This window comes from Oceanicola sp. 502str15, assembly GCF_024105635.1.
Lineage (GTDB): Bacteria > Pseudomonadota > Alphaproteobacteria > Rhodobacterales > Rhodobacteraceae > Vannielia.
Genome location: NZ_WYDQ01000001.1, coordinates 3924525 through 3947331, shown reverse-complemented (window position 1 = coordinate 3947331; position 22807 = coordinate 3924525). Strand labels below are relative to the sequence as shown.

The 22807-nt window shown below is 65.2% G+C and carries 22 protein-coding genes; 5 read left to right on the top strand and 17 right to left on the bottom strand.

Going from position 1 to position 22807, the window contains the following annotated elements; all coding sequences use genetic code 11:
- Positions 1-30 precede the first annotated feature (30 nt).
- The 7 genes from GTH22_RS19390 to GTH22_RS19360 form a co-directional block, all read right to left on the bottom strand.
- The gene (locus tag GTH22_RS19390) at positions 31-741 is read right to left on the bottom strand and encodes an ABC transporter ATP-binding protein (protein WP_252947231.1); all 711 of its coding nucleotides are present in this window, start codon (positions 739-741) and stop codon (positions 31-33) included.
- A complete protein-coding gene (locus tag GTH22_RS19385; RefSeq protein ID WP_252947230.1) occupies positions 738-1502 on the bottom strand; it encodes an ABC transporter ATP-binding protein in 765 nt (254 codons plus the stop codon). Before GTH22_RS19385 ends, GTH22_RS19390 begins: the two co-directional genes overlap by 4 nt.
- The gene (locus GTH22_RS19380) at positions 1499-2749 is read right to left on the bottom strand and encodes a branched-chain amino acid ABC transporter permease (RefSeq protein ID WP_252947229.1); all 1251 of its coding nucleotides are present in this window, start codon (positions 2747-2749) and stop codon (positions 1499-1501) included. The genes GTH22_RS19385 and GTH22_RS19380 overlap by 4 nt, the downstream gene beginning before the upstream one ends.
- Positions 2746-3687, bottom strand: a complete 942-nt coding sequence (locus GTH22_RS19375; RefSeq protein WP_252947228.1) for a branched-chain amino acid ABC transporter permease — start codon at positions 3685-3687, stop codon at positions 2746-2748. Before GTH22_RS19375 ends, GTH22_RS19380 begins: the two co-directional genes overlap by 4 nt.
- Positions 3688-3750: 63 nt before the next feature.
- Positions 3751-4989 carry a branched-chain amino acid ABC transporter substrate-binding protein gene (locus GTH22_RS19370; protein ID WP_252947227.1) on the bottom strand — a complete coding sequence of 413 codons (1239 nt, stop codon included), beginning with the start codon at positions 4987-4989 and terminating at the stop codon, positions 3751-3753.
- Positions 4990-5090: 101 nt separating this feature from the next.
- Positions 5091-5717 carry a 3-oxoacid CoA-transferase subunit B gene (locus GTH22_RS19365; RefSeq protein ID WP_252947683.1) on the bottom strand — a complete coding sequence of 209 codons (627 nt, stop codon included), beginning with the start codon at positions 5715-5717 and terminating at the stop codon, positions 5091-5093.
- Between the two features lie 80 nt (positions 5718-5797).
- On the bottom strand, positions 5798-6493 hold the full coding sequence (locus GTH22_RS19360) for a CoA transferase subunit A (protein ID WP_252947226.1): 696 nt from the start codon (positions 6491-6493) through the stop codon (positions 5798-5800).
- A 186-nt stretch (positions 6494-6679) separates the two neighbouring features.
- Between GTH22_RS19360 and GTH22_RS19355 the strand changes: the two genes are divergently transcribed.
- The gene (locus GTH22_RS19355; RefSeq protein WP_252947225.1) at positions 6680-8620 is read left to right on the top strand and encodes a GAF domain-containing protein; all 1941 of its coding nucleotides are present in this window, start codon (positions 6680-6682) and stop codon (positions 8618-8620) included.
- On the opposite strand, the gene GTH22_RS19350 is transcribed toward GTH22_RS19355, so the two are convergent.
- Both GTH22_RS19350 and GTH22_RS19345 read right to left on the bottom strand, forming a co-directional pair.
- Positions 8612-9547, bottom strand: a complete 936-nt coding sequence (locus GTH22_RS19350) for a 3-keto-5-aminohexanoate cleavage protein (RefSeq protein WP_252947682.1) — start codon at positions 9545-9547, stop codon at positions 8612-8614. The two genes, GTH22_RS19355 and GTH22_RS19350, sit on opposite strands and share 9 nt — an antisense overlap.
- A gap of 160 nt (positions 9548-9707) precedes the next feature.
- Complete coding sequence (locus GTH22_RS19345) at positions 9708-11219, bottom strand: aldehyde dehydrogenase (NADP(+)) (RefSeq protein WP_252947224.1); 1512 nt, start codon at positions 11217-11219, stop codon at positions 9708-9710.
- A gap of 261 nt (positions 11220-11480) precedes the next feature.
- Here GTH22_RS19345 and GTH22_RS19340 point away from each other — a divergent pair, with 261 nt between their 5' ends.
- Both GTH22_RS19340 and GTH22_RS19335 read left to right on the top strand, forming a co-directional pair.
- Positions 11481-12584 carry a mandelate racemase/muconate lactonizing enzyme family protein gene (locus GTH22_RS19340; RefSeq protein ID WP_252947223.1) on the top strand — a complete coding sequence of 368 codons (1104 nt, stop codon included), beginning with the start codon at positions 11481-11483 and terminating at the stop codon, positions 12582-12584.
- Between the two features lie 48 nt (positions 12585-12632).
- Entirely contained in the window at positions 12633-13751 is a 1119-nt protein-coding gene (locus GTH22_RS19335) for an iron-containing alcohol dehydrogenase (protein ID WP_252947222.1), read from the top strand.
- Positions 13752-13791: 40 nt separating this feature from the next.
- On the opposite strand, the gene GTH22_RS19330 is transcribed toward GTH22_RS19335, so the two are convergent.
- The 7 genes from GTH22_RS19330 to GTH22_RS19300 form a co-directional block, all read right to left on the bottom strand.
- Complete coding sequence (locus GTH22_RS19330) at positions 13792-14685, bottom strand: NAD(P)-dependent oxidoreductase (RefSeq protein WP_252947221.1); 894 nt, start codon at positions 14683-14685, stop codon at positions 13792-13794.
- Complete coding sequence (locus GTH22_RS19325; RefSeq protein WP_252947220.1) at positions 14682-15581, bottom strand: amidohydrolase; 900 nt, start codon at positions 15579-15581, stop codon at positions 14682-14684. Before GTH22_RS19325 ends, GTH22_RS19330 begins: the two co-directional genes overlap by 4 nt.
- 5 nt (positions 15582-15586) lie before the next feature.
- Positions 15587-16039, bottom strand: a complete 453-nt coding sequence (locus GTH22_RS19320) for an RpiB/LacA/LacB family sugar-phosphate isomerase (RefSeq protein WP_252947219.1) — start codon at positions 16037-16039, stop codon at positions 15587-15589.
- Between the two features lie 20 nt (positions 16040-16059).
- Positions 16060-17334, bottom strand: a complete 1275-nt coding sequence (locus GTH22_RS19315; protein ID WP_252947218.1) for a TRAP transporter large permease subunit — start codon at positions 17332-17334, stop codon at positions 16060-16062.
- Between the two features lie 37 nt (positions 17335-17371).
- Complete coding sequence (locus GTH22_RS19310; RefSeq protein WP_252947217.1) at positions 17372-17947, bottom strand: TRAP transporter small permease subunit; 576 nt, start codon at positions 17945-17947, stop codon at positions 17372-17374.
- 75 nt (positions 17948-18022) lie between these two features.
- Complete coding sequence (locus GTH22_RS19305) at positions 18023-19018, bottom strand: TRAP transporter substrate-binding protein (RefSeq protein ID WP_252947216.1); 996 nt, start codon at positions 19016-19018, stop codon at positions 18023-18025.
- A 176-nt stretch (positions 19019-19194) separates the two neighbouring features.
- Positions 19195-19884 carry a GntR family transcriptional regulator gene (locus GTH22_RS19300; RefSeq protein WP_252947215.1) on the bottom strand — a complete coding sequence of 230 codons (690 nt, stop codon included), beginning with the start codon at positions 19882-19884 and terminating at the stop codon, positions 19195-19197.
- A 164-nt stretch (positions 19885-20048) separates the two neighbouring features.
- On the opposite strand from GTH22_RS19300, the gene GTH22_RS19295 reads away from it, so the two are divergent.
- Both GTH22_RS19295 and GTH22_RS19290 read left to right on the top strand, forming a co-directional pair.
- On the top strand, positions 20049-21263 hold the full coding sequence (locus tag GTH22_RS19295; RefSeq protein WP_252947214.1) for a CaiB/BaiF CoA-transferase family protein: 1215 nt from the start codon (positions 20049-20051) through the stop codon (positions 21261-21263).
- Positions 21260-22036 carry an enoyl-CoA hydratase gene (locus GTH22_RS19290; RefSeq protein ID WP_252947213.1) on the top strand — a complete coding sequence of 259 codons (777 nt, stop codon included), beginning with the start codon at positions 21260-21262 and terminating at the stop codon, positions 22034-22036. The genes GTH22_RS19295 and GTH22_RS19290 overlap by 4 nt, the downstream gene beginning before the upstream one ends.
- On the opposite strand, the gene GTH22_RS19285 is transcribed toward GTH22_RS19290, so the two are convergent.
- The gene (locus tag GTH22_RS19285; protein ID WP_252947212.1) at positions 22033-22764 is read right to left on the bottom strand and encodes a GntR family transcriptional regulator; all 732 of its coding nucleotides are present in this window, start codon (positions 22762-22764) and stop codon (positions 22033-22035) included. The two genes, GTH22_RS19290 and GTH22_RS19285, sit on opposite strands and share 4 nt — an antisense overlap.
- Between the last annotated feature and the right edge of the window lie 43 nt (positions 22765-22807).

Sequence of the window (22807 nt, the reverse complement as noted above, 5' to 3'; positions counted from 1 at the left end):
GTTGATTTCCGTTTCGTTCTTGAGAGAAAGTCAGGCCACTTCGAGCCAGTTGCGGCGGATGTCGGGGCGCTCGGCCAGCGCATCTGGGGGGCCGTGGAACACCAGCTCGCCGTGGCCCATCACCAGCACGTCGTGGGCCACGCGCAGCGCGATGGTCAGTTTCTGCTCGACCAGCAGCACCGAGACGCCGCGGCGCGCGATATCGAGGATAACCTCCATCACCACCTCGACGATCTTGGGGGCCAGGCCCTCGGTGGGCTCGTCGATCAGCAGGAGGCGCGGATTGCCCAGCAGCGAGCGGCACATGGTCAGCATCTGCTGCTCGCCGCCCGAGAGGTAGCCTGCGTTGATGTCACGCCGCTCGTGCAGGCGGGGGAAGTAGGCATACATGTCGTCGACCGACCACTGGTGCGCCCCAGGCCGCGCCTTCTGCACGCCCATGGCGAGGTTTTCGGCGACGGTGAGGTTGGCGAAGACCAGCCGCTCCTCGGGCACGTAGCCGATGCCGTGGCGGCAGATGTCGTAGGGCCGGGAGCCGGCCAGGTTGCGCCCGTCGAGCACCACCTGGCCCGCGCTCGGCGGCACGATGCCCATGATCGCCTTCATCAGCGTCGAGCGCCCCGAGCCGTTGCGCCCGAGCAGCGAGACGATGGCCCCCTCCCCCACCGACATGTCGATGCCGTGCAGGATGTGGCTCTTGCCGTAATGGGCGTGCAGCCCCTCGATCGTCAGCAGGCTCATGCGGCGTCCTCCCCCAGATAGGCCTTCTGCACCTCGGCGTCTTGGCTGATGGCGTCGGGCGTGCCGGTGGCGAGGATGTCGCCGTAGACCAGCACCGAGACCCGGTCGCAGAGCTGGAAGACCACGCTCATGTCGTGCTCGACCATGAGCAGGGTCTTGCCCTCGGTGACCTTGCGGATCAGCTCGACCGCCTGTGCGGTTTCCTCGCGCGACATGCCGGCGGTGGGTTCGTCGAGCAGGATCACCTCGGCCCCGGTCGAGAGCGTCATCGCGATTTCCAACGCGCGCTGCTCGGAGTAGCTGAGGTCGCCCGCGAGGTGGTTGCTGCGCCGGGTCAGGCCCACGGTGTCGACGATCTGCGCGGTTTCATCGTTGATCGCGCGGCGGCGGGCGATGGCAGAGAACAGGTCGAACCGCCTGCCGTGCCGGGCCAGCACGCCCATGCGTATGTTCTCGAACACACTCAGCCGGTGGAAGATGTTGGTGATCTGGAACGAGCGCGACAGCCCCGCGCGGTTGATCCGGTGCGGCGCCAGGCCGGTGATCGGGGCGCCGTTCAGCACAATCTCGCCCGCTGTCACCGGGAACATGCCCGAGATCAGGTTGAACAGCGTGGACTTGCCCGCGCCATTCGGGCCGATCACGGCATGGCGGTGGCCCCGGGTGACATCGAGGTCGACACCCTGGATAACCGGCAGGGGACCAAAGGACTTGACGACGCCCTTCAGGCTCAGGGCGGGATGCTGGATGGGGTCGGTCATGTGGTCACTCCTTCATTGGCACCGGCGGCGGATGCGCCTTCGGTGGGTCCGGCCAGCCGGGCTGTGCCGTAGCGCAGCGCCGCGATCCCCGCGCCCAGCAGCACGGCGGGCAAGGCCCAGGTCAGCGGCGAGAGGGGAGCCCAGGTCAGGCCGAAGAGGGAGAAGTCGGGCAGGCCCTCGCTCCCCCGCCGCAGGGCGGCATAGTCGAGCCCGAAGAGGACCGAGAGCGCCTCGGTAACGAAGACCACACCGCAGGCGGTGGCGACGCCGCCGACCATCGCCAGCACCATAGGTGCGGCGGGGCGGGTACGCCGGTTGCGCAGGTAATCCGTGAGCGCCCCGCCGATCCCCGTGGGGGCGTAGAGCATGACCAGCACGAAGATCAGGCCCTGGTAGAACAACCACGAGCGGGTCAGGTCGGAGACAAGGAAGGCGAAGAAGGTGAAGGCCACGGCACCGAAGACCGGCCCGAAAAACAGCGTTGCACCGCCGACGTAGGCGTAGAGCACAACCTGCGACGAGACATGCGCGCCGAAGACCACGTAGTTGGCGGTTTCGTTCGACACCGCCTGCAACGCGCCCGCGACACCGGTGAACATCGCCGAGACGGCAAAGATCACGGTCTTGGTCACGTGGGCATCGTAGCCCATGAAGCGCACGCGCTGCTCGTTGTCACGAATTGCCAGCGTCAGCCTGCCGAAGGGGGTTCGGGTATAGGCCCAGAGCAGCGCGCCGCAGACCAGAACCCAGGCGAGGGTCAGGTAGTAGACCTCGAGCGTCGAGCCGAAGGTAAAGCCGGCCCAGGGCATCCGCATTCCTGATATGCCGGACTCACCGCCGAACAGCGCCTTGAGGTGCGGCGCGAAGCTGTGGAACAGCTCGGCGATGGCCAGCGTCACCAGGGCAAAGTAGACGCCGGAGCGCATGGTCGAGAACCATCCCGCGACAAGCCCCGCCAGCAGGCCCGCCGCCGCGCCCGCCAGCGGCAGCAGCGGCGTGGGAAAGGCCAGCCCGTCCTCGGTGGCCAGCATCAGGTGCAGTGCGGCAAAGCTGCCCACCCCGAAGTAGGCGGCGTGTCCGAAGGAGAGCAGCCCCGCCTGCCCGGCCAGCAGGTTGAAGGCCAGCGCATAGAGGCTCGCGATCAGCATGGTGTTCATGGCGTTCTGCCAGCCGGCATCCAGCAGCGGCGGCAATCCGGCGAGGGCGGCCAGCGCAATCGCCCCCGATATCAGTTTGGAAGCGGTCAATTGCGGTCTCCCATCAGGCCTGCGGGGCGCACCAGCAGGACGAGCAGCATGAGGACGAAGGGGATCGTGCCCGAGATCGAGGACACCTGCGTGGTCAGCAACCCGCCTACGCTCTCGGCCCAGTCTCCCAGCCCGACCAGCGACAGCAGCCCCGCCAGCGACCAGTCGAGCCCGACGGCGAAGGACGAGAACAGACCGATCAACAGAGAGGCCAGAAGCGAGCCCTTGAGCGAGCCGAGGCCGCCCACGACGACAACCACGAAGACGATCACGCCCAGCTCGGCCGCCATGTTCGGGTTGGTCGGATAGAAGGCCCCGGCGACGGCCCCGGCCAGCCCGGCCAGCGCCGCACCGACGCCGAAGACCGACATGAAGACGACAGGAATGTTGTGCCCCAGCGCCTCGGCCATCTGCGGCAGGCGCTCGGCGGCGCGCACGACGATGCCCACGCGGGTGCGGGTCAGCATCAGCCAGAGCACGACGAACATCGCCACCGCGACCGAGCCAATGAAGATACGGTAGAAGGGGTAATCGGTGCCGAACAGCGTGAAGGCGGCAAAGCGCAGGTCAGCCGGCACCTGGTAGGCCACGGGAAAGTCGCCGAAGACCAGCTTGACCGCCTCGACCACGATCAGCGCGATGCCGAAGGTCAGCAGCAGTTCATGCGCGTGGCCATGGGCATGAACCCGGCGCAGCAGCACGCGTTCGACCCACATGCCGATCATCCCCACGAGGAGGGGCGCCACCAGCAGCCCGCCCCAGAAACCGATGACCGGCGACAGGGCGTAGGCGATATAGGCGCCCAGCATGTAGAAGGAGGCATGGGCGAAGTTCAGCACGCCCATCATGCCGAAGATCAGCGTCAGCCCGGCCGACACCATGAAGAGCAAAAGCCCGTAGATGACGCCGTTGAGCGTCGAGATCATCAGAAATTCCATCAGGGTCTCCGCAAGTGAGGAGAAGGGGGCAGACCGCGTGGCCTGCCCCGATCTGCGCGGGCTTCAGCCCGGGCGTTGCATGTCGCAGCTGTCCTGCACCGGGTAGATCGCATCTTCGGCAGGCACGATCTTGATCAACTCGAAGCCCATATCGGTGCCATCGACCGGGAAGGCCGCACCTTCGACCACCTTGGACACCACCACGGGGCGGATGGTCTGGTGATCTTCGGGGCGCACGGTGATCGTGCCCACGGGGCTTTCGTAGCTCGCGCCTTCGAGGGCGAGGGCCACCTGCGTCACGTCGACCTCGCCGCCGCCGAAGTCGAGCGTCTTCAGCGCCTCGTCGAGCGCGCCGAGCGCAAAGGCGCCCTGCGGTTCGACGAACACAGGGTAATCGCCGCTCTCGGACTTGAAGGCCTCGGCGAATTCGGACACCTCGGGCACGTTGACGTAGCCGTTGGCGATGTAGTGCCCCAGCGCCGTGTCGCCGGCGTTGGAGATATTGCCGGGCTGGTCGAGGTAGGTGGTGCCGAAGCGCACGTCGAGGCCCGCGTCGCCGGTTGCCTTCATCAGCAGCAGCAGATCGTTCGACCAGTTGCCGGTGATGACGGTATCGGGCTCGGCCGCCTTGATCCGCGCGACGAAGGGGGCGAAATCCTGGATCTTGTTGACGTCATGCAGCACGGCATCGACAACCTCGTAGCCACCCTGATCGGCGGCAGCCTTGATGGCAGCCTCCATGTCCTGACCCCAGGAGTAGTTCTGGTTCATGGCATAGACCTTGCCGCCCAGCTCGCCCGCCTCGGCCATGGCCGCGGTCAGAGCGTTGACCCGCATCGGCGCCGTGGTGGTGAAGCGGAAATGGTAGAAGTGGCATTTGTCGCCGGTCAGCTCCATCGCCTCGGCGCCGAGGTTCATGTAGAGGATTTCCTCGCCCGGATTGCGCAGGTTGTGCTTGCGCACATCCGCGGTGATCTGGCCCGCGATGGCCGAGGACGAGCCCTGGATGACGATGTGCACCCCGTCCGCCGCTGCCTGGCGAAACTTGTCGGCGGCCTCGGTCGCGCCGCCGGCATTGTCGTATTCCACCACCTCGATCGGTTCGCCGTTGAAGCCGCCCGCGGCATTGATCCGCTCGACGCCGTAGTGGATGCCCGAGGCATAGAGCCGTCCTGTCGATGTCTGGGCGCCGGACAGGCTTTCGATGATGCCGATCTTCAGCGGCTCGGCGGTCAGCGCGCCGGTCTGTGCGCCAAGAGTCATGAGGCTCGCGAGGGCAGTTGTTGTCAGGGTCTTGTTCATGGGGTCCTCCTCCGTGTTTGCGTGGCACGTTGCTCCGCCGGCGTGCGCGGACAGGACCTGCCGCCACGGAGGCAGGTCCGTTGTGAGAATTCGGTCAGACGTCAGACGATCGTGGCCAGGGTCGCGGTGCGAAGCTCGGCCTCGGTCACGCCGGGGGCACATTCGACGATGCGCAACCCGCCGGGCACCACGTCCAGCACCCCGAGATCGGTGATGATGCGATCCACCACGCCCTTGCCGGTCAGCGGCAGGGTGCATTCGCGCAAGAGCTTGGACTCGCCGTGCTTGGAGCGGTGATCCATCACCACCACGACCCGTCCGACGCCGGCCACAAGGTCCATCGCGCCGCCCATTCCCTTGACCAGCTTGCCGGGGATCATCCAGTTGGCAATGTCGCCGGTCTCGCTGACCTCCATCGCACCGAGGATGGCCATGGCGATCTTGCCGCCGCGGATCATGCCGAAGCTGGTGGCACTGTCGAAATAAGCGGTATGAGCCAGCTCGGTGATGGTCTGCTTACCCGCGTTAATCAGGTCGGGATCGACTTCGCTGTCTCGCGGGAAGGGGCCCATGCCCAGCATTCCGTTCTCGGACTGGAGCGTCACGGTCAAGCCTTCGGGGATGTGATTGGACACCAGCGTCGGAATGCCGATGCCGAGGTTGACGTAGCTGCCGTCCTCAAGCTCCTGCGCGGCCCGCGCGGCCATTTCGTCCCGTGTCCAGCCCATCGTTCTCTCCTGGTGTTCCGGTTCGGCCTCCGCTCCAAAGCGGCCAAAGGCCTCGATCTGTTCGGCGTCCAGCACTGCGGTCAGGCTGCGCGCACGGTGCGCTGCTCGACGCGTTTTTCGTGGCGCCCCTGCACCAGTCGATGCACGTAGACGCCGGGCAGGTGGATCATGTCGGGGTCGAGGCTGCCGGCTGGCACGATCTCTTCGACCTCGGCGACGCACATGCGCCCGCAGGTGGCCGCCGGCACGTTGAAGTTGCGCGCGGTCTTGCGGAACACGAGGTTGCCGGTGGGGTCGGCCTTCCACGCCTTGACGATGGCAAGGTCGGCAACCAGCGCGCGTTCCTGGATATAGGTGACGCCCTCGAACTCGGCGTGCGGCTTGCCCTCGGCGACCTGTGTGCCGACGCCGGTGCGCGTGTAGAAGGCCGGAATGCCCGCACCGCCCGCGCGCATGCGTTCGGCCAGCGTGCCCTGCGGGGTGAACTCGACCTGCAACTCGCCTGCGAGATACTGGCGCATGAACTCGGCGTTCTCGCCGACGTAGGAAGAGATCATCCGGGTGATCTGGCGATGCTTCATCAGCGGGCCAAGGCCGAAGTCGTCTACGCCCGCGTTGTTCGAGGCCACGGTCAGGTTCTTTACGCCGCTGTCTTTCAGGGCCGCGATCAGCAGCTCCGGAATACCGCACAGGCCGAAGCCGCCGGCAGCGATCAGCATCCCGTCCGACAGCAATCCTTCGAGCGCCGCGCCTGCGTGCGGGTAGATCGTGGCCATGGTAGTCCTCCCTGGAAGCAGCGGCTCTTGCGGCCGCCTGTCCGTTTCCGCCAAAACCTTCCATGATCCAGGGTGACAGGATATGTGGACATTCTCCATGTCCGTGGCCTTTTTATGTGGGCCAAGCATGTTTGTTTTCACCATCAGGGGCGGCTTGCTGCACGGCACGAAGAGGGGAGAAGAGGAATGGAGCGCGACAGCCTGCCGCTGGTATCGCGGATCGTGGCCGAAATGGTCGAGGGGCAGCAGGCGTCAGCCGTCCAGCCGCTGCTGGACCAGCTGGGGACCGACCATGCTGATCTTGCCGAGGATCTCGGTCGGCTGGCGCGAGCTCCGGAGGAAACGGCGCTCGCCGAGCGGGGCCTGACACTCCTGATCGAGACCGCGCACGACCTGTCCAGTACACTTTCGCTGAAAGAGCTGCTGGGCAAGATCGTCAGCCGCGCGCGCAACCTGGCGGGGGCGCATGTTGCCTGGCTGACCATGCTGGATGAGGACGAAGGCCTGTTTCGCAACTACGCCACGGAGGGCAACCTGTCGCCCGGCACAGCCGAGATGAAGGCCGACATCCTCCATGGTGTGGTCGGCCACATCATGCAGACCAAGAGCTTCTTCACCACAGCCGATTACTTGAATGACACGGGATTCCGCCATTCTGAGGCCCTGGATGAACAGTTCCGGCGCGAGAACATTTCCTCGCTCGCGGGGTTTCCGATCCTGTCCGAAGGGCGGGTCATGGGGCTGCTGTTCGTCGCAGACCGCTACAGCCGAAAATACTCGGGTCGCGAGATCTCGGTCATCGGGTCCTTTGCGCAGCACGCCGGGGTGGCAATGAACAACGCCCGCAGCTTCGCGCGACTGTCCGAGGCGCTGGACACGGCGGAACAGGCCCGTGGGTCGCTTCAGCGGCATATTGCAGAGGTCGAGGACTCTGCCCATAGCCACGACGAGATGATGTCGCTACTGGCACGCGGCGCCGACTTGCAGAGTTTCATGCAACGCATGGCAAGCCTGGTGTCGGGCGCGATCTTCTATCTCGATCCGGGCTTTCAGATTCGCGACGAGGTTGCTGACAGCCGCTATTCCGGAACGCTGGGGGAAGCTCTGCGCGACGGAAAGATGGACCACGCGGCGCTTCTTTCTGCGATTGCGCGCTCGCGCCGCAGCGGACGCTCCGAGCTGATGGCAGAACGCGATGGTGATCGCGCCCTCGTGCTGTCGCTGCACGGTGGGCTGCCCCGCGGCGACAGCTTGGTGATCTGCCATCAGGGCGACATCGGGCGCATTCCGCTGCGCAACCTCGAACGAAGCGCGGTGGCACTGTCGATCGCCAAGCTCTGGGCAGAGAAACGCCAGGCGGATCAGCTGATCGCCGCTTCGACGCTGCTGAGGCATCTGGTGCTGGTTTCGCCGCCCGACGCCTCGACGCTGGAGGCGGTGCGCGACCGGCTGGACATGGGTGCGCAGGAGCCGGTGCAGATGCTGCTCGTCACCTTCTCGGGACCGGACCGCGAGGCACAAACCGATCATGTCCGAACGGCGGCGGGGCGGCTGAGCCTGCTGGTGGACCTAGTCGACGACGCTTATCTGGCGGTCGGGCCGTTGCCCGAAATCGCTCAACTGGCGGAGCGGTTGCAGCGCCAGGATCGCGGGGTGACGGCGGGCGGGCTGCTCTCGCCGCCCGTCACGGCACTCGAAGACTGCGCTGCCACCTGGCGCGAGATGTCGGGTGCACTGCGGGTGATGCAGCGGATCGCGCCTTTGACCCGCGTGATCGACCATGCCGAGATCGGCCTGTTCGGGCGTCTGTTCGAGCAGGCTGACCCTGAGCGCATCCGGGATCTGGTGGCGCGGCGGCTGGCGCCGATCCGCGCCCGCGACCCTAAAGGACGAGCCCAGCTGGCCAGGACGCTGCTGTGCTATTTCGATTGCCAGCATAACATGGCGCGCACGGCCGACAGCCTGTCGGTGCATGTGAACACCGTCCGGCAACGACTGGACACGCTGCGCCATGTCACCGGCGGCTGGGATGACCCGACCACATTTCTGGAGCTGCATGTCGCTCTGCGACTGGACCACCTGTCTGCCGCTCCGGGCACCGATCGGGGACGGCGCGGCTCAGGCTGAGATGGCGGTTCGGTCGCGGCCCTTGGTGCCAAGGATAGCGCGGGCCTCGTCGGGGGTTGCGACCTCCAGCGACAGGGCTTCGAGCAGAGTGCGGACCTTGCTCACCTGCTCGGCACAGGACTGCGCCAGCTTGCCGCGCGCGATATAGAGACTGTCCTCGAGCCCGACGCGCACATGTCCGCCCATGATCGCGCCCATTGTGACAAGGCCCATCTGGTGCCGACCTGCCCCCAGAACAGAGAAGGCATAGCCGTCGCGCCCAAACAGCCGGTCGGCGGTGCTGCGCATCAGGAACAGGTTCTCTGGATCCGCGTTTAGCCCGCCGAGGATACCCAGCACGCATTGCAGGAACAGCGGCCCCTCGACCAGCCCCTCGTCGCGCAGATAGGCTAGGTTGTAGAGGTGGCCCACGTCATAGCACTCGAACTCGAAGCGGGTGCCATGCGCCTGCCCCAGCCGCGCGATGACCGATTTCATGTCCCGGAAGGTATTTCGGAAGATCAGGTCTTCGCTGCCCTCGACATAGGGCTTCTCCCAGTCGTGCTGCCAGTGTTCGACGCCCTGCGCAGCCTTGTGAAAGCTGAAGTTCATCGACCCCATGTTGAGCGAGCACAGCTCCGGCTTTGCCACCAGCGGATAGGCCAGCCGCTCGTCCAGCGTCATCCGGGTGCTGCCGCCTGTGGTGATGTTGATGATCGCGTCGGTCCGTGCCGCGATCTGAGGCACGAACTGCGCGAAGATCGCGGGGTCGGGCGAGGGCCGCCCGTCCTGCGGATCGCGGGCATGCAGATGCAGAACCGCGGCCCCGGCCTCGGCGGCGGCGAGCGCCTGCTCGGTGATCTCGGCGGGTGTGACGGGCAGCGCCGGCGACATGGACGGTGTATGGACAGATCCAGTCACGGCACAGGTGATGATCGTCTTTCGCAGTCTGCGCATGGCTCTTCCTCGTTATTGGCGTCGAAGCTGGTGTAGCGCCGCAAGTGAGGTCGAAAACATGTGGGAAAGGCACATTGTTGTTGCGATAAGATGTGGATACCCCGCGCTTCGATGCCGCAGCGCACCCACGCGCGGCGCGGCGGCTTGCCTGTCAGGCTCCGGCGAGATCTTCGGGGAGGATCGCGTCGGGCATGTTCTGGTAGCACACGGGCCGCAGGAAGCGGCGGATCGAGAGGGTGCCGACAGAGGTGGCGCCGAAGTTGGTGGAGGCCGGGTAGGGGCCGCCGTGGACCATTGTGTCAGACACTTCGAGGCCGGTGGGGAAGCCGTTGACCAGCAGGCGGCCTGCCTTGCGCTCGAGGATCGGGAGCAGGGCCTTGGCGCGCTCGGTGTCGCCTTCGTCCATGTGGATGGTGGCGGTGAGCTGGCCTTCGAAGCCTTTTGCCAGCGTCTCCATCTCGTCCTTGCCGGAGACGCGGACGACCAGCCCGAGGGGGCCGAAGACCTCTTCGCCCAGCGCGTGGTCTTGCAGGTAGGCTGCGGCGTCGGTCTCGTAGAGGTTGGGGGAGGCGTTGCGGCCCTCGTCCTCGTTGGTCAGCAGGGCCGTCACCGCGTTGCGGCCGTCGAAGCGGGCCTTGCCGTCCTGGTAGGCCTTGGCGATGCCGTCGGTCAGCATGGTCTGCGGGGCGGCCTTTTCGAGCGCGGCTTTGGCAGCAGAGACGAAGGCGTCACCGTCCGCGCCCTTCTCGACGACGGCGATGCCGGGGTTGGTGCAGAACTGGCCCGCGCCCATGGTCAGCGACCCGGCCCAGCCCTCGCCCATCGCCGCACCACGGGCCTTGGCGGCGTGCGGCAGGATGAAAATCGGGTTGACCGAGCCCAGCTCGCCGAAGAAGGGGATCGGCTCGGGGCGGGCGGCGCAGAGGTCGAAGAGGGCGCGGCCACCGCCGAGCGAGCCGGTGAAGCCCACGGCCTTGATGAGCGGGTGCTCGACGAGGGCGGTGCCGACGTCGCGCTTCCCGCCCTGGATGAGGGAGAAGACGCCGGGGTGGATGCCGCATTTCTTGATCGCGGCGTCGATGGCCTGGGCGACGATCTCGCCGGTGCCGGGGTGGGCGGAGTGGCCCTTGACCACCACGGGGCAGCCCGCGGCCAGCGCGGCGGCAGTGTCGCCGCCCGCGGTGGAGAAGGCGAGCGGGAAGTTGGAGGCGCCGAAGACGGCGACGGGGCCGATCGGGCGTTGCACCATCTTCAGGTCGGGGCGGGGCAGCGGTGCCCGGTCGGGCAGGGCCTTGTCGTGGCGGACGTCGAGGTGTTTGCCCTCGCGGATGTGGCTGGCAAAGAGGCGGAGCTGGCCGGTGGTGCGGCCGCGCTCGCCCTGCAGGCGGGCCTCGGGCAGGCCGGTCTCGGAGGTGCCGATCTCGGTGATCTCGTCACCCCGCGCCTCGATCTCGTCAGCGATGGTGTCGAGAAACTTGGCGCAGGTCTCGCGGGAGGCATAGCCGTAGGTCCAGAACGCCTCTTCGGCGGCCTCGCAGGCCTTGTTCACCAGCTCGGGCGTGCCGACCGAGAACGCATGTGCGGCGCCATGGGCCGGTTCCGAGAAAAAAACCTCACTCGCCGCAACCCAGTTGCCTGCGATCAGATGTTTGCCGATCAGCATGTGAATAGTCCTCCTTCTTTCAGGCCATGCGAGCCACTTCGGCGGATCGGGAAACCGCTCTGGCGTGACGAGCGCTCGCGAGCCTCGGTGATTCCTGATTTCGGGATATTTGGCATTCCAAAAGTCCAAGCACAAGATGGATCCATGAATTTACAGATATTTAACGCGCCATATTGCCTATTGAAGTCCGGAGGATTCGAGAATTATGGTATGCCAAATTCAAATCAGGGCAGTTTGCCCGCGCAAGGGAGACCCCATGGGATGCTGAAGATCGTGAACGCCAAAGTGTCGGCCTATGGGGGCGAGGCGGGGGATGCCTACATTGGCGAGGTCGTGGTGGTGGAGCTTGAAACCGAGAGCGGGCTGGTCGGCACGGGCTTTGCCAGCGCGCCACGTGGCGTGGGGCACATCTTTCGCGATCTGATCGCAAATGTGCTTGTCCCTCAGATCATCGGCGCCAACGCCATGCTGCACCGTGACCTCTGGGAGCGCATGTTCCGGACGATCCCGCGCCGAGGCGGCGAGGGCATTGTGCGGGTCTGCATCTCGGCGCTCGATTTCGCGATCTGGGATCTGCGTGCCAAAGCCGCCAACTGCACGCTTTCAGAGCTTGTAGGCGGGCGACGCGACAAGGTGCCGACCTACATCAACTGCGCCCACCACATGCCCCCCGCCGACCTGGCCGAGCGCGCCGCCTCCTACGTGGCCGATGGCCACCGCGCCTTGAAGATCCGGGGCGCGCGCAGCCATGTGACCATCCAGGAGGCCGATGCCCGGGTCGCCGCCGTGCGCGAGGCAATCGGGGAGGACGTGCTGCTGATGGTCGATGTGAACGGAACCTGGGACGTGGATACGGCGCTACAGCAGCTCCGCAAATGGGAACGGCACAATATCTACTGGCTGGAGGAGCCGGTGCAGCCAGAGGACTTTGCGGGCTACCGCGCAGTGCGGGCCCGGGCCGGTGACGTGCATATCGCCGGCGGAGAGCAGCATACCTCGCTCCACGAATACCAAGCCCTGATCGAGTACGGCGGCATCGATATCGCCCAACCCAACGCGGCCATCTGCGGCGGGATCACCGAGTGGATGCGGATCCACGATCATGCCGTGGCCCATGGGCGCGTGGTTTCGCCGTGGAACCTTCAGCCGATACACATTCACCTCGCCTGCGGGCTGCAAAGCGTGAAGTGGCTTGAGTACTTTAAATTGGACAATGCCCTGCTGGGCATCCAGACGATGCTCTTTAGCGGTCCGAGAATTTCGGAGCGTGTCGAGGCCGACGGGGTCTATCTCGAGCCGCCCACGGCGCCGGGCCTCGGGCTGGAGATCAACCCCGAGGCGGCAGAGAAATACAAGCTCGCCTAAGCTCGCGGGCTGCAAGGACAATCAAGAAAGCACAGGGAGGGCCGGAATTTGGCCACTATCAACTATCTCACCCAGATTGAATTCGGCGCAGGTGAGCTGAACCGGATTGACGAGTTGCGCGCGGGCATTGGGGCACAGCGGCCACTGATCGTGACCGACAAGGGCATTGCAGCCGCCGGCTTGCTGGATCGGCTGAACGCCGCGCTCTCAGAGCCGCTGCCGGTGTTCGACGGCACACCCGGCAACCCGACGGAGGAGGCCGCGCGCGAGGCAGCCGCGCAATTTCGCGCCGAGGGCTGCGACAGCATCATTGCGATGGGCGGCGGCTCGCCCATCGACCTTGCCAAGGCGGTCGGCCTGCTTGTGACCCACGAAGGGGCGCTGGCAACCTACGCTGCCATCGAAGGTGGTATTGCGCGGATCAAGCCGATTGTGCCGATCATTGCGATCCCGACCACCTCCGGTACCGGCAGCGAGGTGGGCCGCGCCTCTCTGATGACGCTGGAGGACGGGCGCAAGGTGGGCCTCATCTCGCCACACCTCATTCCGCGACTGGCCCTCTGCGACCCGGAGCTGACTTATGGGTTGCCTGCCGGGCTCACCGCCGCCACCGGCATTGATGCGATCAGCCACTGCGTCGAGACTTATCTCAGCCCGCGTGAAAACCCGGTGGCCGACGCCATCGCCCTCGACGGGTTGCAGCGCGCCGTCACCCACATCGAGCGCGCGGTCAGTAACCCGGAAGATGCCGAGGCACGGAGCGGCATGATGATGGCGTCCTTGCAGGGCGGTTTGTGCTTTCAGAAGGGGTTGGGGGCGATCCACGCGCTTTCGCATCCGCTTGGCGCCTACAAGGACATCAACCCGCACCACGGCACGCTGAATGGCATCCTTCTGGCGCCGGTCCTAAGGCGAAATGCGGCGGCGGCCGCAGACAAATTTGCAGCGATGAGCGCGCGGCTCGGGATCGCCGGTGGAGATGCGGCGGGCCATTTCGCGGCGCTCTGCGCCCGGCTGAACCTGCCGAAGACCCTCGGCGAGATCGGCTTCGATGGCAGCCAGTGGCAGGACGTGGCCGATGCGGCGCTGAAGGATCACTCGGCGGCCACGAACCCGGTGCCGCTGACCCATGCCGATTATGTGGCGCTCCTCGAAGAGGCTGCCTGAAGACTACACCGGGCGGCGCCGCTGTGCCGCCCGGAAGCCCTCATGACTTCTTTTTGCTGTAGTAGGCGCTGATGGCCGCCGCATCCGACATGGCGTTGCCGTCTTCGGCATAGCTCACGTAGGTTTCGACCGCGCGGTCGATCAGCGGCATTCCCCCACCCTGCTCCACCACGAAGTCTGCCAGCGCCTTCATGTCTTTGGATAGCTGGCGGGCATAGGCCTTGGGTGGATCGAAATCATCCGATGCCATCTGCTTGTAGGTGCGTTGAAGTATTTGGCTATCGGCCAGGCCGCCGGCGAGGGCGTCGGGCAACAAGGCGGGGTCGATACCGGCGCGGCGCGCCAGCGTGATGACCTCTGCCATGAGAACATAGTTGGTGCCGACGATGGCCTGATTCAAAGTCTTTGCCACTTGCCCTGCCCCGAGCGGACCGAGATGTGTGGCTGTGCGCGTCAAGGCGCTAAGAACTGGCGCGGCGCGCTCCACATCCGCCGGGGCACCTCCGATCATTGCGGTGAGCGTGCCGGTCTCTGCCGGGTCCGGCCCACCCGAGACGGGGGCGTCGACCCAGCCGACGCCATGCTCCGCCATGCGGGCGGCGATCTCCAGCGTCAGATCACGGGCGACGGTGGAGAAATCCACGATCAGCTTCGCGCCGCTGCTGGCCTTGTCAAACCCCTGCGGCCCGAAGCAGCAGTTGCGGACCGCCTCTGCGTGGAGCACGCACATGGCGAGGATGTCGCTGGCCTCGCGCACCGCCGCGGGGCTCTCGGCCCAGATAGCGCCATGGGGCACGACCTCGGAGGCACGCTCGGGCTCGAGATTCCACACGGTGACCTGAAAGCCCTGAGACAGCAGGCGGCGGACCATCGGCGCGCCCATGATGCCCAGCCCGACGAAGCCGATCCGGGGAAGGTTGGCATTTGCAGTCATACATTCTCCATGCGGTAGATGCGGCGGGCGTTGTCGCGGAACATGGCCGCCCGCTCGGCTTCGGAAAAGCCCGAAGTAATCTCGGCGAACCCGTCGAAAATGGTTTCGAACCCGGCGACGAGGGAGTCGACGGGGAAGTTGGAGGCGAACATGACGCGCTCGGGCGAGAAGGCCTCGATGGCTGTCAGAACGATGTTGCGGTTGTCGTCCACCCGCCAGGGCTGACCGGGCAGCCCGAGGCCGGAGATCTTGAGCGCAACATTGGGGTGCTCGGCCATGCCGTGCAGAGCCTCCCGCCAGCGCGCGAGCGGCTCTGGCGCTCGGTCGGCGGGCAGGCCGGTGTGGTTGAGGATGATCCGGGTTTCGGGGAAGTCACGGGCAAGGTCGGCGGCGGCATCGAGATGCCACCACGGCGTTTGCAGGTCGAACGACAAGCCATTAGGCGCAAGCAGCGCGTAGCCCTCGCGCCAGGCCGGATCGTCCATCGAACCGGGCGTTCCGCGCGCGGCCTTGTCCGCCGCCGGAGCGGAGGCTGGTTTATGGCGGATGCCGCGCACCAGCGGATGTGCGCCGTGGGCCGCCAGCAGCTCTTCACGGCCCGCCCGGTCGAGCCAGGCCTGCGCCACCACGACCGTCGGCAAGCCCGCGTCACGGCTGATGGCGGTGATCCACTCCACCTCGCCCAGCGGGTCTTCCGGGTCATACTCGGTTTCGACGTAGACCGACCCGACAACCTCATATTTTCCGGCGTCGGCCCGGTAATCCGCAGGCAGGTAGGGGCGCCTCAGGGCGGAATAATCACCGTAGCGGAAGGGGATCGGCGCGTCATCACACAGCCAGGGATGGTAATTCTGCGTCGGGTCCCAGATGTGGTGGTGGGCGTCGATGATCTGCATTGCCCTCAGGCTCCGCGGGTGCGGTCGAGCTCGTGCAGCATTTCCACCCGGCGCACATGGTCTTCGGTCGCGTCGAACTCGGCTTCGACATAGGCCTTGACCAAATCGCGCGCCAGCCAGGGCCCCACGATCTGGGCGCCGATGCACATCACGTTCACGTCGTCATGCTCCACCCCCTGGTGGGCGCAATGGACATCGTGGCCGATGGAGGCGCGGATGCCGGCGCGCTTGTTGGCCGCGATCACCGCGCCCACGCCGGTGCCGCAGATGAGCAGCCCACGGTCGGCCGAGCCATCGAGCACCGCATCGCAGACCTTGCCCGAGATCACCGGAAAATCCACCGGCGCCGGATCGTAGGAGCCGACATCGGTGATCTCGTGACCGAGTTCCTGGAGGTATTCGACCACAGAGGCCTTGAGCGGAAAGCCCGCATGATCTGAACCGACGACGAGTTTCATGGCAGTCTCCTTTTTGGTGATTAACGGATCATCTTGGGCAGGAACAGCGAGAGTTCCGGCACGAGGGTGAGCAGAAGAAGTGTTGCAACGAGCGGGATGTAGAAAGGCATCATGGCCTTCAGGATCGCCCGCATCGACACTTGGGCAATATCGGTGATGAGAAAGAGCGAGAGCCCCATCGGCGGCGTCACCAGCCCCAGCATCAGGTTGAAGATCGCCACGATGCCAAGGTGCACCGGATCGACGCCCGCTGCGTGCAAAGGGCCGGCGATGATGGGGATGATAAGCAGCGTGGCTGTCGTGCTGTCGAGGAACATTCCGGCGATCAGCAGGATCAGGTTGACGATCATCAGCAGCATCACCGGATCCTGCGAGATCGAGGTGAGCGTGGCGGCAAAGCTCTGCGGGATCTGCTCGATGGCGAGAATCCAGCCGAAGAGCGCGGCGGCCGAGACGATGATGAGGATCGCGGCGGTGCTCTTGATGGTCTCGTAGGCGGCATAGAGGATGTGGCCCATCGTCAGCTCGCGGTAGACCACGCTGCTGATGAAGATCACGTAGAACACGGTGACGGAGGCCGCTTCGGTGGGTGTGAACCAGCCCAGAAGCATGCCACCGACCAGCAAGAGGGGCGTGAGCAGCGCCGGGATTGCGGGCCACAGAGCGGCTTGGATCTCGGAGGGGCGCGCCCAGCGTTCGGCGCGGGGCAGGTTCTTGCGATAGGCGATGATGACCGTGGCGATCATCAGCATCAACACGCAGACGATCGCCGGGATGATGCCCGCCAGCAGGAGCTGCACGATAGAGACGCCGGTGACCGAGCCGTAGATGATGAGCGGGATCGACGGCGGAAAGATCGGGCCGACAACGGCAGATGAGGCGGTGACGGCGCCCGCGAAGGCACGCGAAAAGCCGCGCTCGGCCATCGCCTTGATTTCGATCTTGCCGAGGCCGCCCACATCGGCGAGGGCCGCGCCGCTCATGCCAGAGAAGATAAGGCTGGAGAAGATGTTGACCTGCGCCAGCCCGCCCGGCACCCGGCCCACCAGCGTATCGGCGAAGCGGAAGATGCGGGCCGTGACGCCGGCCTGATTCATCAGGTTGCCGACGAAGATGAAGACCGGCACAGCGACGAGAGGAAAGCTGTCGAGCGCGTAGGTCATCCGCTGGCCGATCAACTCGATCGGAAAGCCGTTGTGCGCGATGTAGAGCGCCGATGGCACGAGGATGGACAGGACGATAGGAAAGCCCATCAGGAACATGCCGGCGAACACGGCGAGGATCAGGTAGCCCACGTCGGACCTCGAAGTTTTGCAGTCTGGGAAAAGGGGCTCACAGGGAGAGCTCCTCGGTGGGTTGCTCGGCCGCGAATGTCACGTACATCGGAAGCCCCATGAGCGCTTTCCAGGCCAGCAGGGCAAACTCCAGCGCGGCGCAGAAGAAGCCGACCGCCGTGGCCGAAAAGAAGATGTAGTAGGGGATGCCGAGTGTGGGCGTCGCGTTATTCAGGTTTTTCAGCGTTGCGGTCAGCACCGACCAAGAGGCGAATGTGAAGGCGGCGAGGCCCAAGAGGGCGATCATCACCCGAAGAGCGCGCTGCACCCACTCGGGGAACACGTGCTGGACTTCCTCCATTCGGACGCTCGCTCCCGAGGAGACGGTATAGGGAATGGTCAACATCACGACACTGATGAGCATGAAGCGCGAGAGCTCGTCGGCCCCGATCAGGGGAATGCTGAAGAACTGCCGCATGATGACCTGGGCCATCGGCGTTGCGATCATGACAGCCAGGATCACGAGTCCAGACAGCCGCAGGATCCTGCGCACCGGATTCAGGATGCGGTCGGCCAGAAGGGCGTTGGTCGGGAGCGCGGCGGCTTGCGCGCCGGCTTCGGGATCATGCGACACGGGGCATGCCTCTCCGTCGAACTTGAGTTTGGAACTTTGGGGGAGGGAGAGCAGGCTCCCCCTCCCCGCTGGGGATCACTCGATCGCGGCGATCTGTTCGATGTAGGGCGCCCAGGTCGGGAAGTCCTCGTTCACCTGTGCGACCACGCCGGCGCGGAACTCGTCAAGCTTGAGGCCGTCTTCGGCGGTGATGAAGGTCATGCCCTTCTCGGTCAGCTCACCCACCAGATCCTGCTCGGCCTGCTGGGCCGTTGCGAGAGTTTCGTAGGCCAGCGTGTCGAGCGCATCCAACACCTTCTCCCGGTTCTCTTCGGAGATCGACTGCCAGGCATCTTCGTTGATGAAGACGGGCAGCACGTTCTGCATGTGGCCGGTCAGCATGACATGGCTCTGCACTTCATAAAGCTTGTTGGCGTTAATCATGGTGAGCGGGTTCTCCTGCCCCACGACCATGCCTGTCATGAGGGCGGTTGGCAGCTCGCTCACCTCGACCGGCGTGGGGATGGCGCCGAAACCCTTGATCATCGTCGTCCAGAGCTGGAGCGGCACGCCGCGGAACGGCTGCCCCTCGAGATCGGCGGGCGAGTAGACCGGCATCTTGGCGGTCATCTGGCGAGCGCCGCGGAACAGGCGGCCGATGACACGCATGTTGCCATTCTCGATCAGCTGTTCGTTGAAGGCCTGAAGCACCGGCGATGTGCGCGGGTCGGTGGCCTTCAACGCATGCTCGCCATCGCGGTAGATGAACGGGGCGTTGAACACGGCGATATCCTCGACCAGCTGCGCCAGCGAAGCGAACTCATGGTGCGCCATCGTGATCGAGCCGGAACGGACGCCGTCGATGGTTTCCTGCACGCCGCCGAGTTGCGAGTTGGGGAACACAGTGACGGTGACATCGCCACCGGTGGCCTCTGGAATGCGGGTCGCCGTTTCGGCGGCGAACCAATGCTGGATGTCGCCCTCGGAGCCGACGTGAGCGTAACGCAGACTTTGTGCGCCAGCGGTGGACGCGGCGAATGCAGCCGTGACGGCGAGCGCCGCAGACGCCAGCCGGATGGAACTGAGCTTCATGGTTTTCCTCCCAATTGATTGTCTGGCCGAGCCAGGGAGACGCCTCCCTTGGTCGCCTCTGATGTGCATTCTTGTATGCAAGATTTTTGATCGTCAATAGGCGAAGCGAAAGAAATCCGGCCCGACGGCAGAAGAAAAGCCTTGGTCGTGGGTAAAGCCGCCCGCTGAACAGGCCTTCATTCCTGCGTCATCTGCTCCCGCGCATGGCGCTGGGAAAAGGACAGGCCATTCATGAAATGCTCACGCGTCATCTGCGCCAGCTTGGCCCCATCGCGCGCGCCAAGCGCCGCCAGCATCCGGGAGTGCTCCGACACCGCGGCAAGCCAACGCTTGCGGTCAAGGTTGGCAACGGCACGCGCCCGCTCCACGCGCGGGACCAGCACCTCCCAACTCGCCAGCAGCACCGGATTGCGGGCGAACTCCACGACGCGGCGATGGATCAGGTGGTTGATCGCCAAGTATTCGCTGCGGTCGCCGTGCTCATAGGCCTCGAGCATTTTGCTATGAAGATCAACAACTTCAGCGAACTCTCCCTGTGTCATCAAAGTGCAGGCAATCTCGCCCGCCGTGGCCTCCAGGGCGGCGACGACCACGTAGATATGCTCCAGATCCTCAGCGCTCAACTTGGCGACGACCGGGGATTTGTTGGGGGAAAGTTCGATGAGCCCCTCGGCCGCCAGCCCCTTCACCGCCTCGCGGAACGGTGTGCGCGACACACCGAAGAGCTGGCAATAATGCGATTCGCGAAGCCGTTCGCCCGGCGCCAACTCGCCCGACACGATCATGTCGCGCAGCTTCTGCGTGGTCGCCATATGCAGCGCGCCCTTGCGGCGTTGCGCCTCTGCATTCTCGGGTAGCTTGGCCATGACACCTTTTCCTCTGCACAGGTTGAACCGACCTACTGATTTCATGCCGCCACGGCAATCTTTCCGGCGGCGGGAAGGCCGCAGCGGTTGACCTCGGGCGAATCTTGCATACAAGAATGCTCAGTTGAAGCGACATGTGATGGCAGGGAGGCAGCACGCGCAAGATGACCACTCCAAGACAAGACCAGACCGGAAGCACCCCCCTTCCGCTCGCGGGGCTGCGGATCATCGACCTGACGCAGGTCATGGCCGGGCCTTTCTGCTGCATGATGCTGGGCGACATGGGCGCCGACGTCATCAAGATCGAACCGCCCAAAGGGGATCAGACCCGCGCCTCGATGGGCTTTCGGATGAAAGGCACCGACAGCCCGGGCTTTCTGGCGCTGAACCGCAACAAGCGCTCGGTCACGCTCGACCTGAAGACGGAGGGCGGCCGGCAGATGCTGCTCGAACTGGTCAAGACCGCCGATGTGGTGGTGGAGAATTACCGCCCCGGCGTGACCAAGCGTCTGGGAATTGACTATGACACGCTCTCCGCCCTGAACCCAAAGCTGGTCTATGCCAGCATCTCCGGCTTCGGGCAGACCGGGCCCTGGTCTCAACGGCCGGGTTTTGACCTGATCGCACAGGCTATGTCGGGCGTGATGAGCGCGATGGGCCATCCTGATACCGGGCCGGTGAAGTCTGGCGTGTCGGTGGGCGACCTGGGCGCCGGATTGTTCTGCCTTTATGGCATTCTCAGCGCGATCATTGGCCGCGGCACCACTGGCAGGGGGCAATATGTGGATGCTTCGCTGTTCGAGGCGGCCTTGTCGCTCTCGATCTGGGAGACCACGGAATTCTGGGCGACGGGGCAATCCCCCAAGCCGCTGGGCACGGCCAACCGGATGAGCGCGCCCTACCAGGCGTTCACCGCGAGCGACGGCATGTTCGTGGTGGGCGCGGCAAACCAGAAGCTCTGGGACCTGTTCTGCGAAGTGATCGGACGGCCCGACATCCATGAAGACCCACGCTTCATGACCAACAAGGACCGCGTGGCCAACCGCCATGCCCTGGTTGAGGCGCTGGCCCCCGTCTTCATCGAACGCACCGCCACGGGCTGGGTCGACGCTTTCCTCGACAGGGGCGTGCCTGCCGGGCCGATCAACGATTTCGGCCAGGTCTTTGAGGCAGATCACACGAAGGCACGGGACATGATCATGAGGATCGAGCACCCGACCGAAGGAGAGATGAATGCGCTCGGCTTTCCGGTAAAGCTGCGCGGCACGCCGCAGCAGGTGCGCTATGCACCGCCGCTTCTTGGCCAGCACACCGACGAGCTTGCGGGCGAACTTGGGTTCGACGCTGCAAAGCTGCGCGCGGAAGGAGCGTTCGGATGAGCGCAGGCGAAGTTCGGCTGGAGCTGGACGGCCCGGTCGCCCGCATCTGGTTTGACCGGCCCGAGGCGATGAATGCCATGACATGGAAGATGTATGGCGAATTCGAGGAGATCAGCCAGAAGCTGGCAGACACCGAAGGGCTGCGTGCGGTCATGCTGCGGGGCGTCGGCGGGCGGGCCTTTGTGGCCGGGTCCGACATTGCGCAGTTTGCCGAGTTCGAGAGCGGTGAAGACGGCATTGCTTACGAGCGCAAGATGGATCGCATCCTCGACACCTTCGCCGCCATCCCCGCCCCGACACTTGCGGTGATCGACGGGCTGGCGATTGGGGGTGGGCTCAACATTGCAGGCGGCTGCGACCTGAGGATCGCAACAGCGGGCGCTCGTTTTGGTGTGCCGATCGCCAGGACGCTGGGCAACTGTCTGTCGATCCGAAACTATGCCCGCATGTCGGGCGCATTGGGCGATGCCATCGCAAAGCGCATGTTGCTGCTGGCGGAGTTGCTGACCGCCGAGGAGCTTGCCGGCACCGGCTTTTTGGCACGGATCGTGGAGGACGGTGACATCGACGAGGCGGCAGACAAGCTCGTGGCGAAGCTTTGCTCCGGCGCGCCGCTCTCGATGGCGGCCAGCAAGGCGGCGCTTAGCCGACTGACGCAGGGAAGCCTGCCCGATATCGACGACCTCATCTCCTCTTGCTATGGCAGCAAGGATTTTCGGGAGGGTATCCGGGCCTTCGGAGAGAAGCGCAAGCCTGACTGGACAGGCAGCTAGCCCTCTGCGGTTTCTTCTGCGTCGGGGCCGACTTCGCCCCGACGCAACCGGTCGAAGGCCTTGAGCACGTGGTCTTCAAGGACCGTGGCAAGGCGCGCGCCATCCCGCGCCTCCAGCGCCTCCATGATGACCTCATGGTCGCGGATCGCATCTCCCCAGCGGTTGGTCTTGAGGTTCAACTCGTAGCGCACGCGGTAGAGCCGTGCATTCACCATGCGGTAATGCTCTTCGAGCACCGAGTTGCCGGCGCTGCGCACCAGCGTGAGGTGAATTTTCTGGTTCAGATGGAAGTAAGTGATCCGGTCACTGCGCCAATAGGCGGCGATCATCTCGTGGTGCAGGGCCTGCAACTCGCGCAGCGTGGCATCCGTGATATTTTCGCAGGCCAGCCGGCTGGCAAAAGCCTCAAGCCCGCCCAGCAGCTGGAGCAACTCGCGCACTTCGTCGTCGTCCAGCACTGCGACGGTGGCGCCGCGCCGGGGATTGAGCACGAGAAGCCCTTCATTGGCGAGAATCTTCAGCGCCTCGCGAAGCGGGGTGCGGGAGACCTGTAGCTCCTCGGCCAGCGCACGCTCGCGCACCGGGCTTCCGGGCGCGAAGCGGTTGGTAATAATCATCTCCCGCAGCTTGGCCGCCACCACGGCGGCCTTGTGCTCCTCGGTGGCTGCCGGTTGCGCCGCGGTCGCTGTGCCGATCTCGACGGCTTCACTCGTCCCGTTCTCTTCCATCCTGTCGCGGCACCCCCTGAGGCCTGCGCCCCCGCGCAGGGAG

Coding starts and splice junctions, on each gene's coding strand:
- GTH22_RS19390 (WP_252947231.1), bottom strand. CDS start 741: ATGAGCCTGCTGACGATCGAGGGGCTGCACGCCCATTACGGCAAGAGC.
- GTH22_RS19385 (WP_252947230.1), bottom strand. CDS start 1,502: ATGACCGACCCCATCCAGCATCCCGCCCTGAGCCTGAAGGGCGTCGTC.
- GTH22_RS19375 (WP_252947228.1), bottom strand. CDS start 3,687: ATGGAATTTCTGATGATCTCGACGCTCAACGGCGTCATCTACGGGCTT.
- GTH22_RS19370 (WP_252947227.1), bottom strand. CDS start 4,989: ATGAACAAGACCCTGACAACAACTGCCCTCGCGAGCCTCATGACTCTT.
- GTH22_RS19365 (WP_252947683.1), bottom strand. CDS start 5,717: ATGGGCTGGACACGGGACGAAATGGCCGCGCGGGCCGCGCAGGAGCTT.
- GTH22_RS19360 (WP_252947226.1), bottom strand. CDS start 6,493: ATGGCCACGATCTACCCGCACGCAGGCGCGGCGCTCGAAGGATTGCTG.
- GTH22_RS19355 (WP_252947225.1), top strand. CDS start 6,680: ATGGAGCGCGACAGCCTGCCGCTGGTATCGCGGATCGTGGCCGAAATG.
- GTH22_RS19345 (WP_252947224.1), bottom strand. CDS start 11,219: ATGCTGATCGGCAAACATCTGATCGCAGGCAACTGGGTTGCGGCGAGT.
- GTH22_RS19340 (WP_252947223.1), top strand. CDS start 11,481: ATGCTGAAGATCGTGAACGCCAAAGTGTCGGCCTATGGGGGCGAGGCG.
- GTH22_RS19330 (WP_252947221.1), bottom strand. CDS start 14,685: ATGACTGCAAATGCCAACCTTCCCCGGATCGGCTTCGTCGGGCTGGGC.
- GTH22_RS19325 (WP_252947220.1), bottom strand. CDS start 15,581: ATGCAGATCATCGACGCCCACCACCACATCTGGGACCCGACGCAGAAT.
- GTH22_RS19320 (WP_252947219.1), bottom strand. CDS start 16,039: ATGAAACTCGTCGTCGGTTCAGATCATGCGGGCTTTCCGCTCAAGGCC.
- GTH22_RS19305 (WP_252947216.1), bottom strand. CDS start 19,018: ATGAAGCTCAGTTCCATCCGGCTGGCGTCTGCGGCGCTCGCCGTCACG.
- GTH22_RS19300 (WP_252947215.1), bottom strand. CDS start 19,884: ATGGCCAAGCTACCCGAGAATGCAGAGGCGCAACGCCGCAAGGGCGCG.
- GTH22_RS19295 (WP_252947214.1), top strand. CDS start 20,049: ATGACCACTCCAAGACAAGACCAGACCGGAAGCACCCCCCTTCCGCTC.
- GTH22_RS19290 (WP_252947213.1), top strand. CDS start 21,260: ATGAGCGCAGGCGAAGTTCGGCTGGAGCTGGACGGCCCGGTCGCCCGC.
- GTH22_RS19285 (WP_252947212.1), bottom strand. CDS start 22,764: ATGGAAGAGAACGGGACGAGTGAAGCCGTCGAGATCGGCACAGCGACC.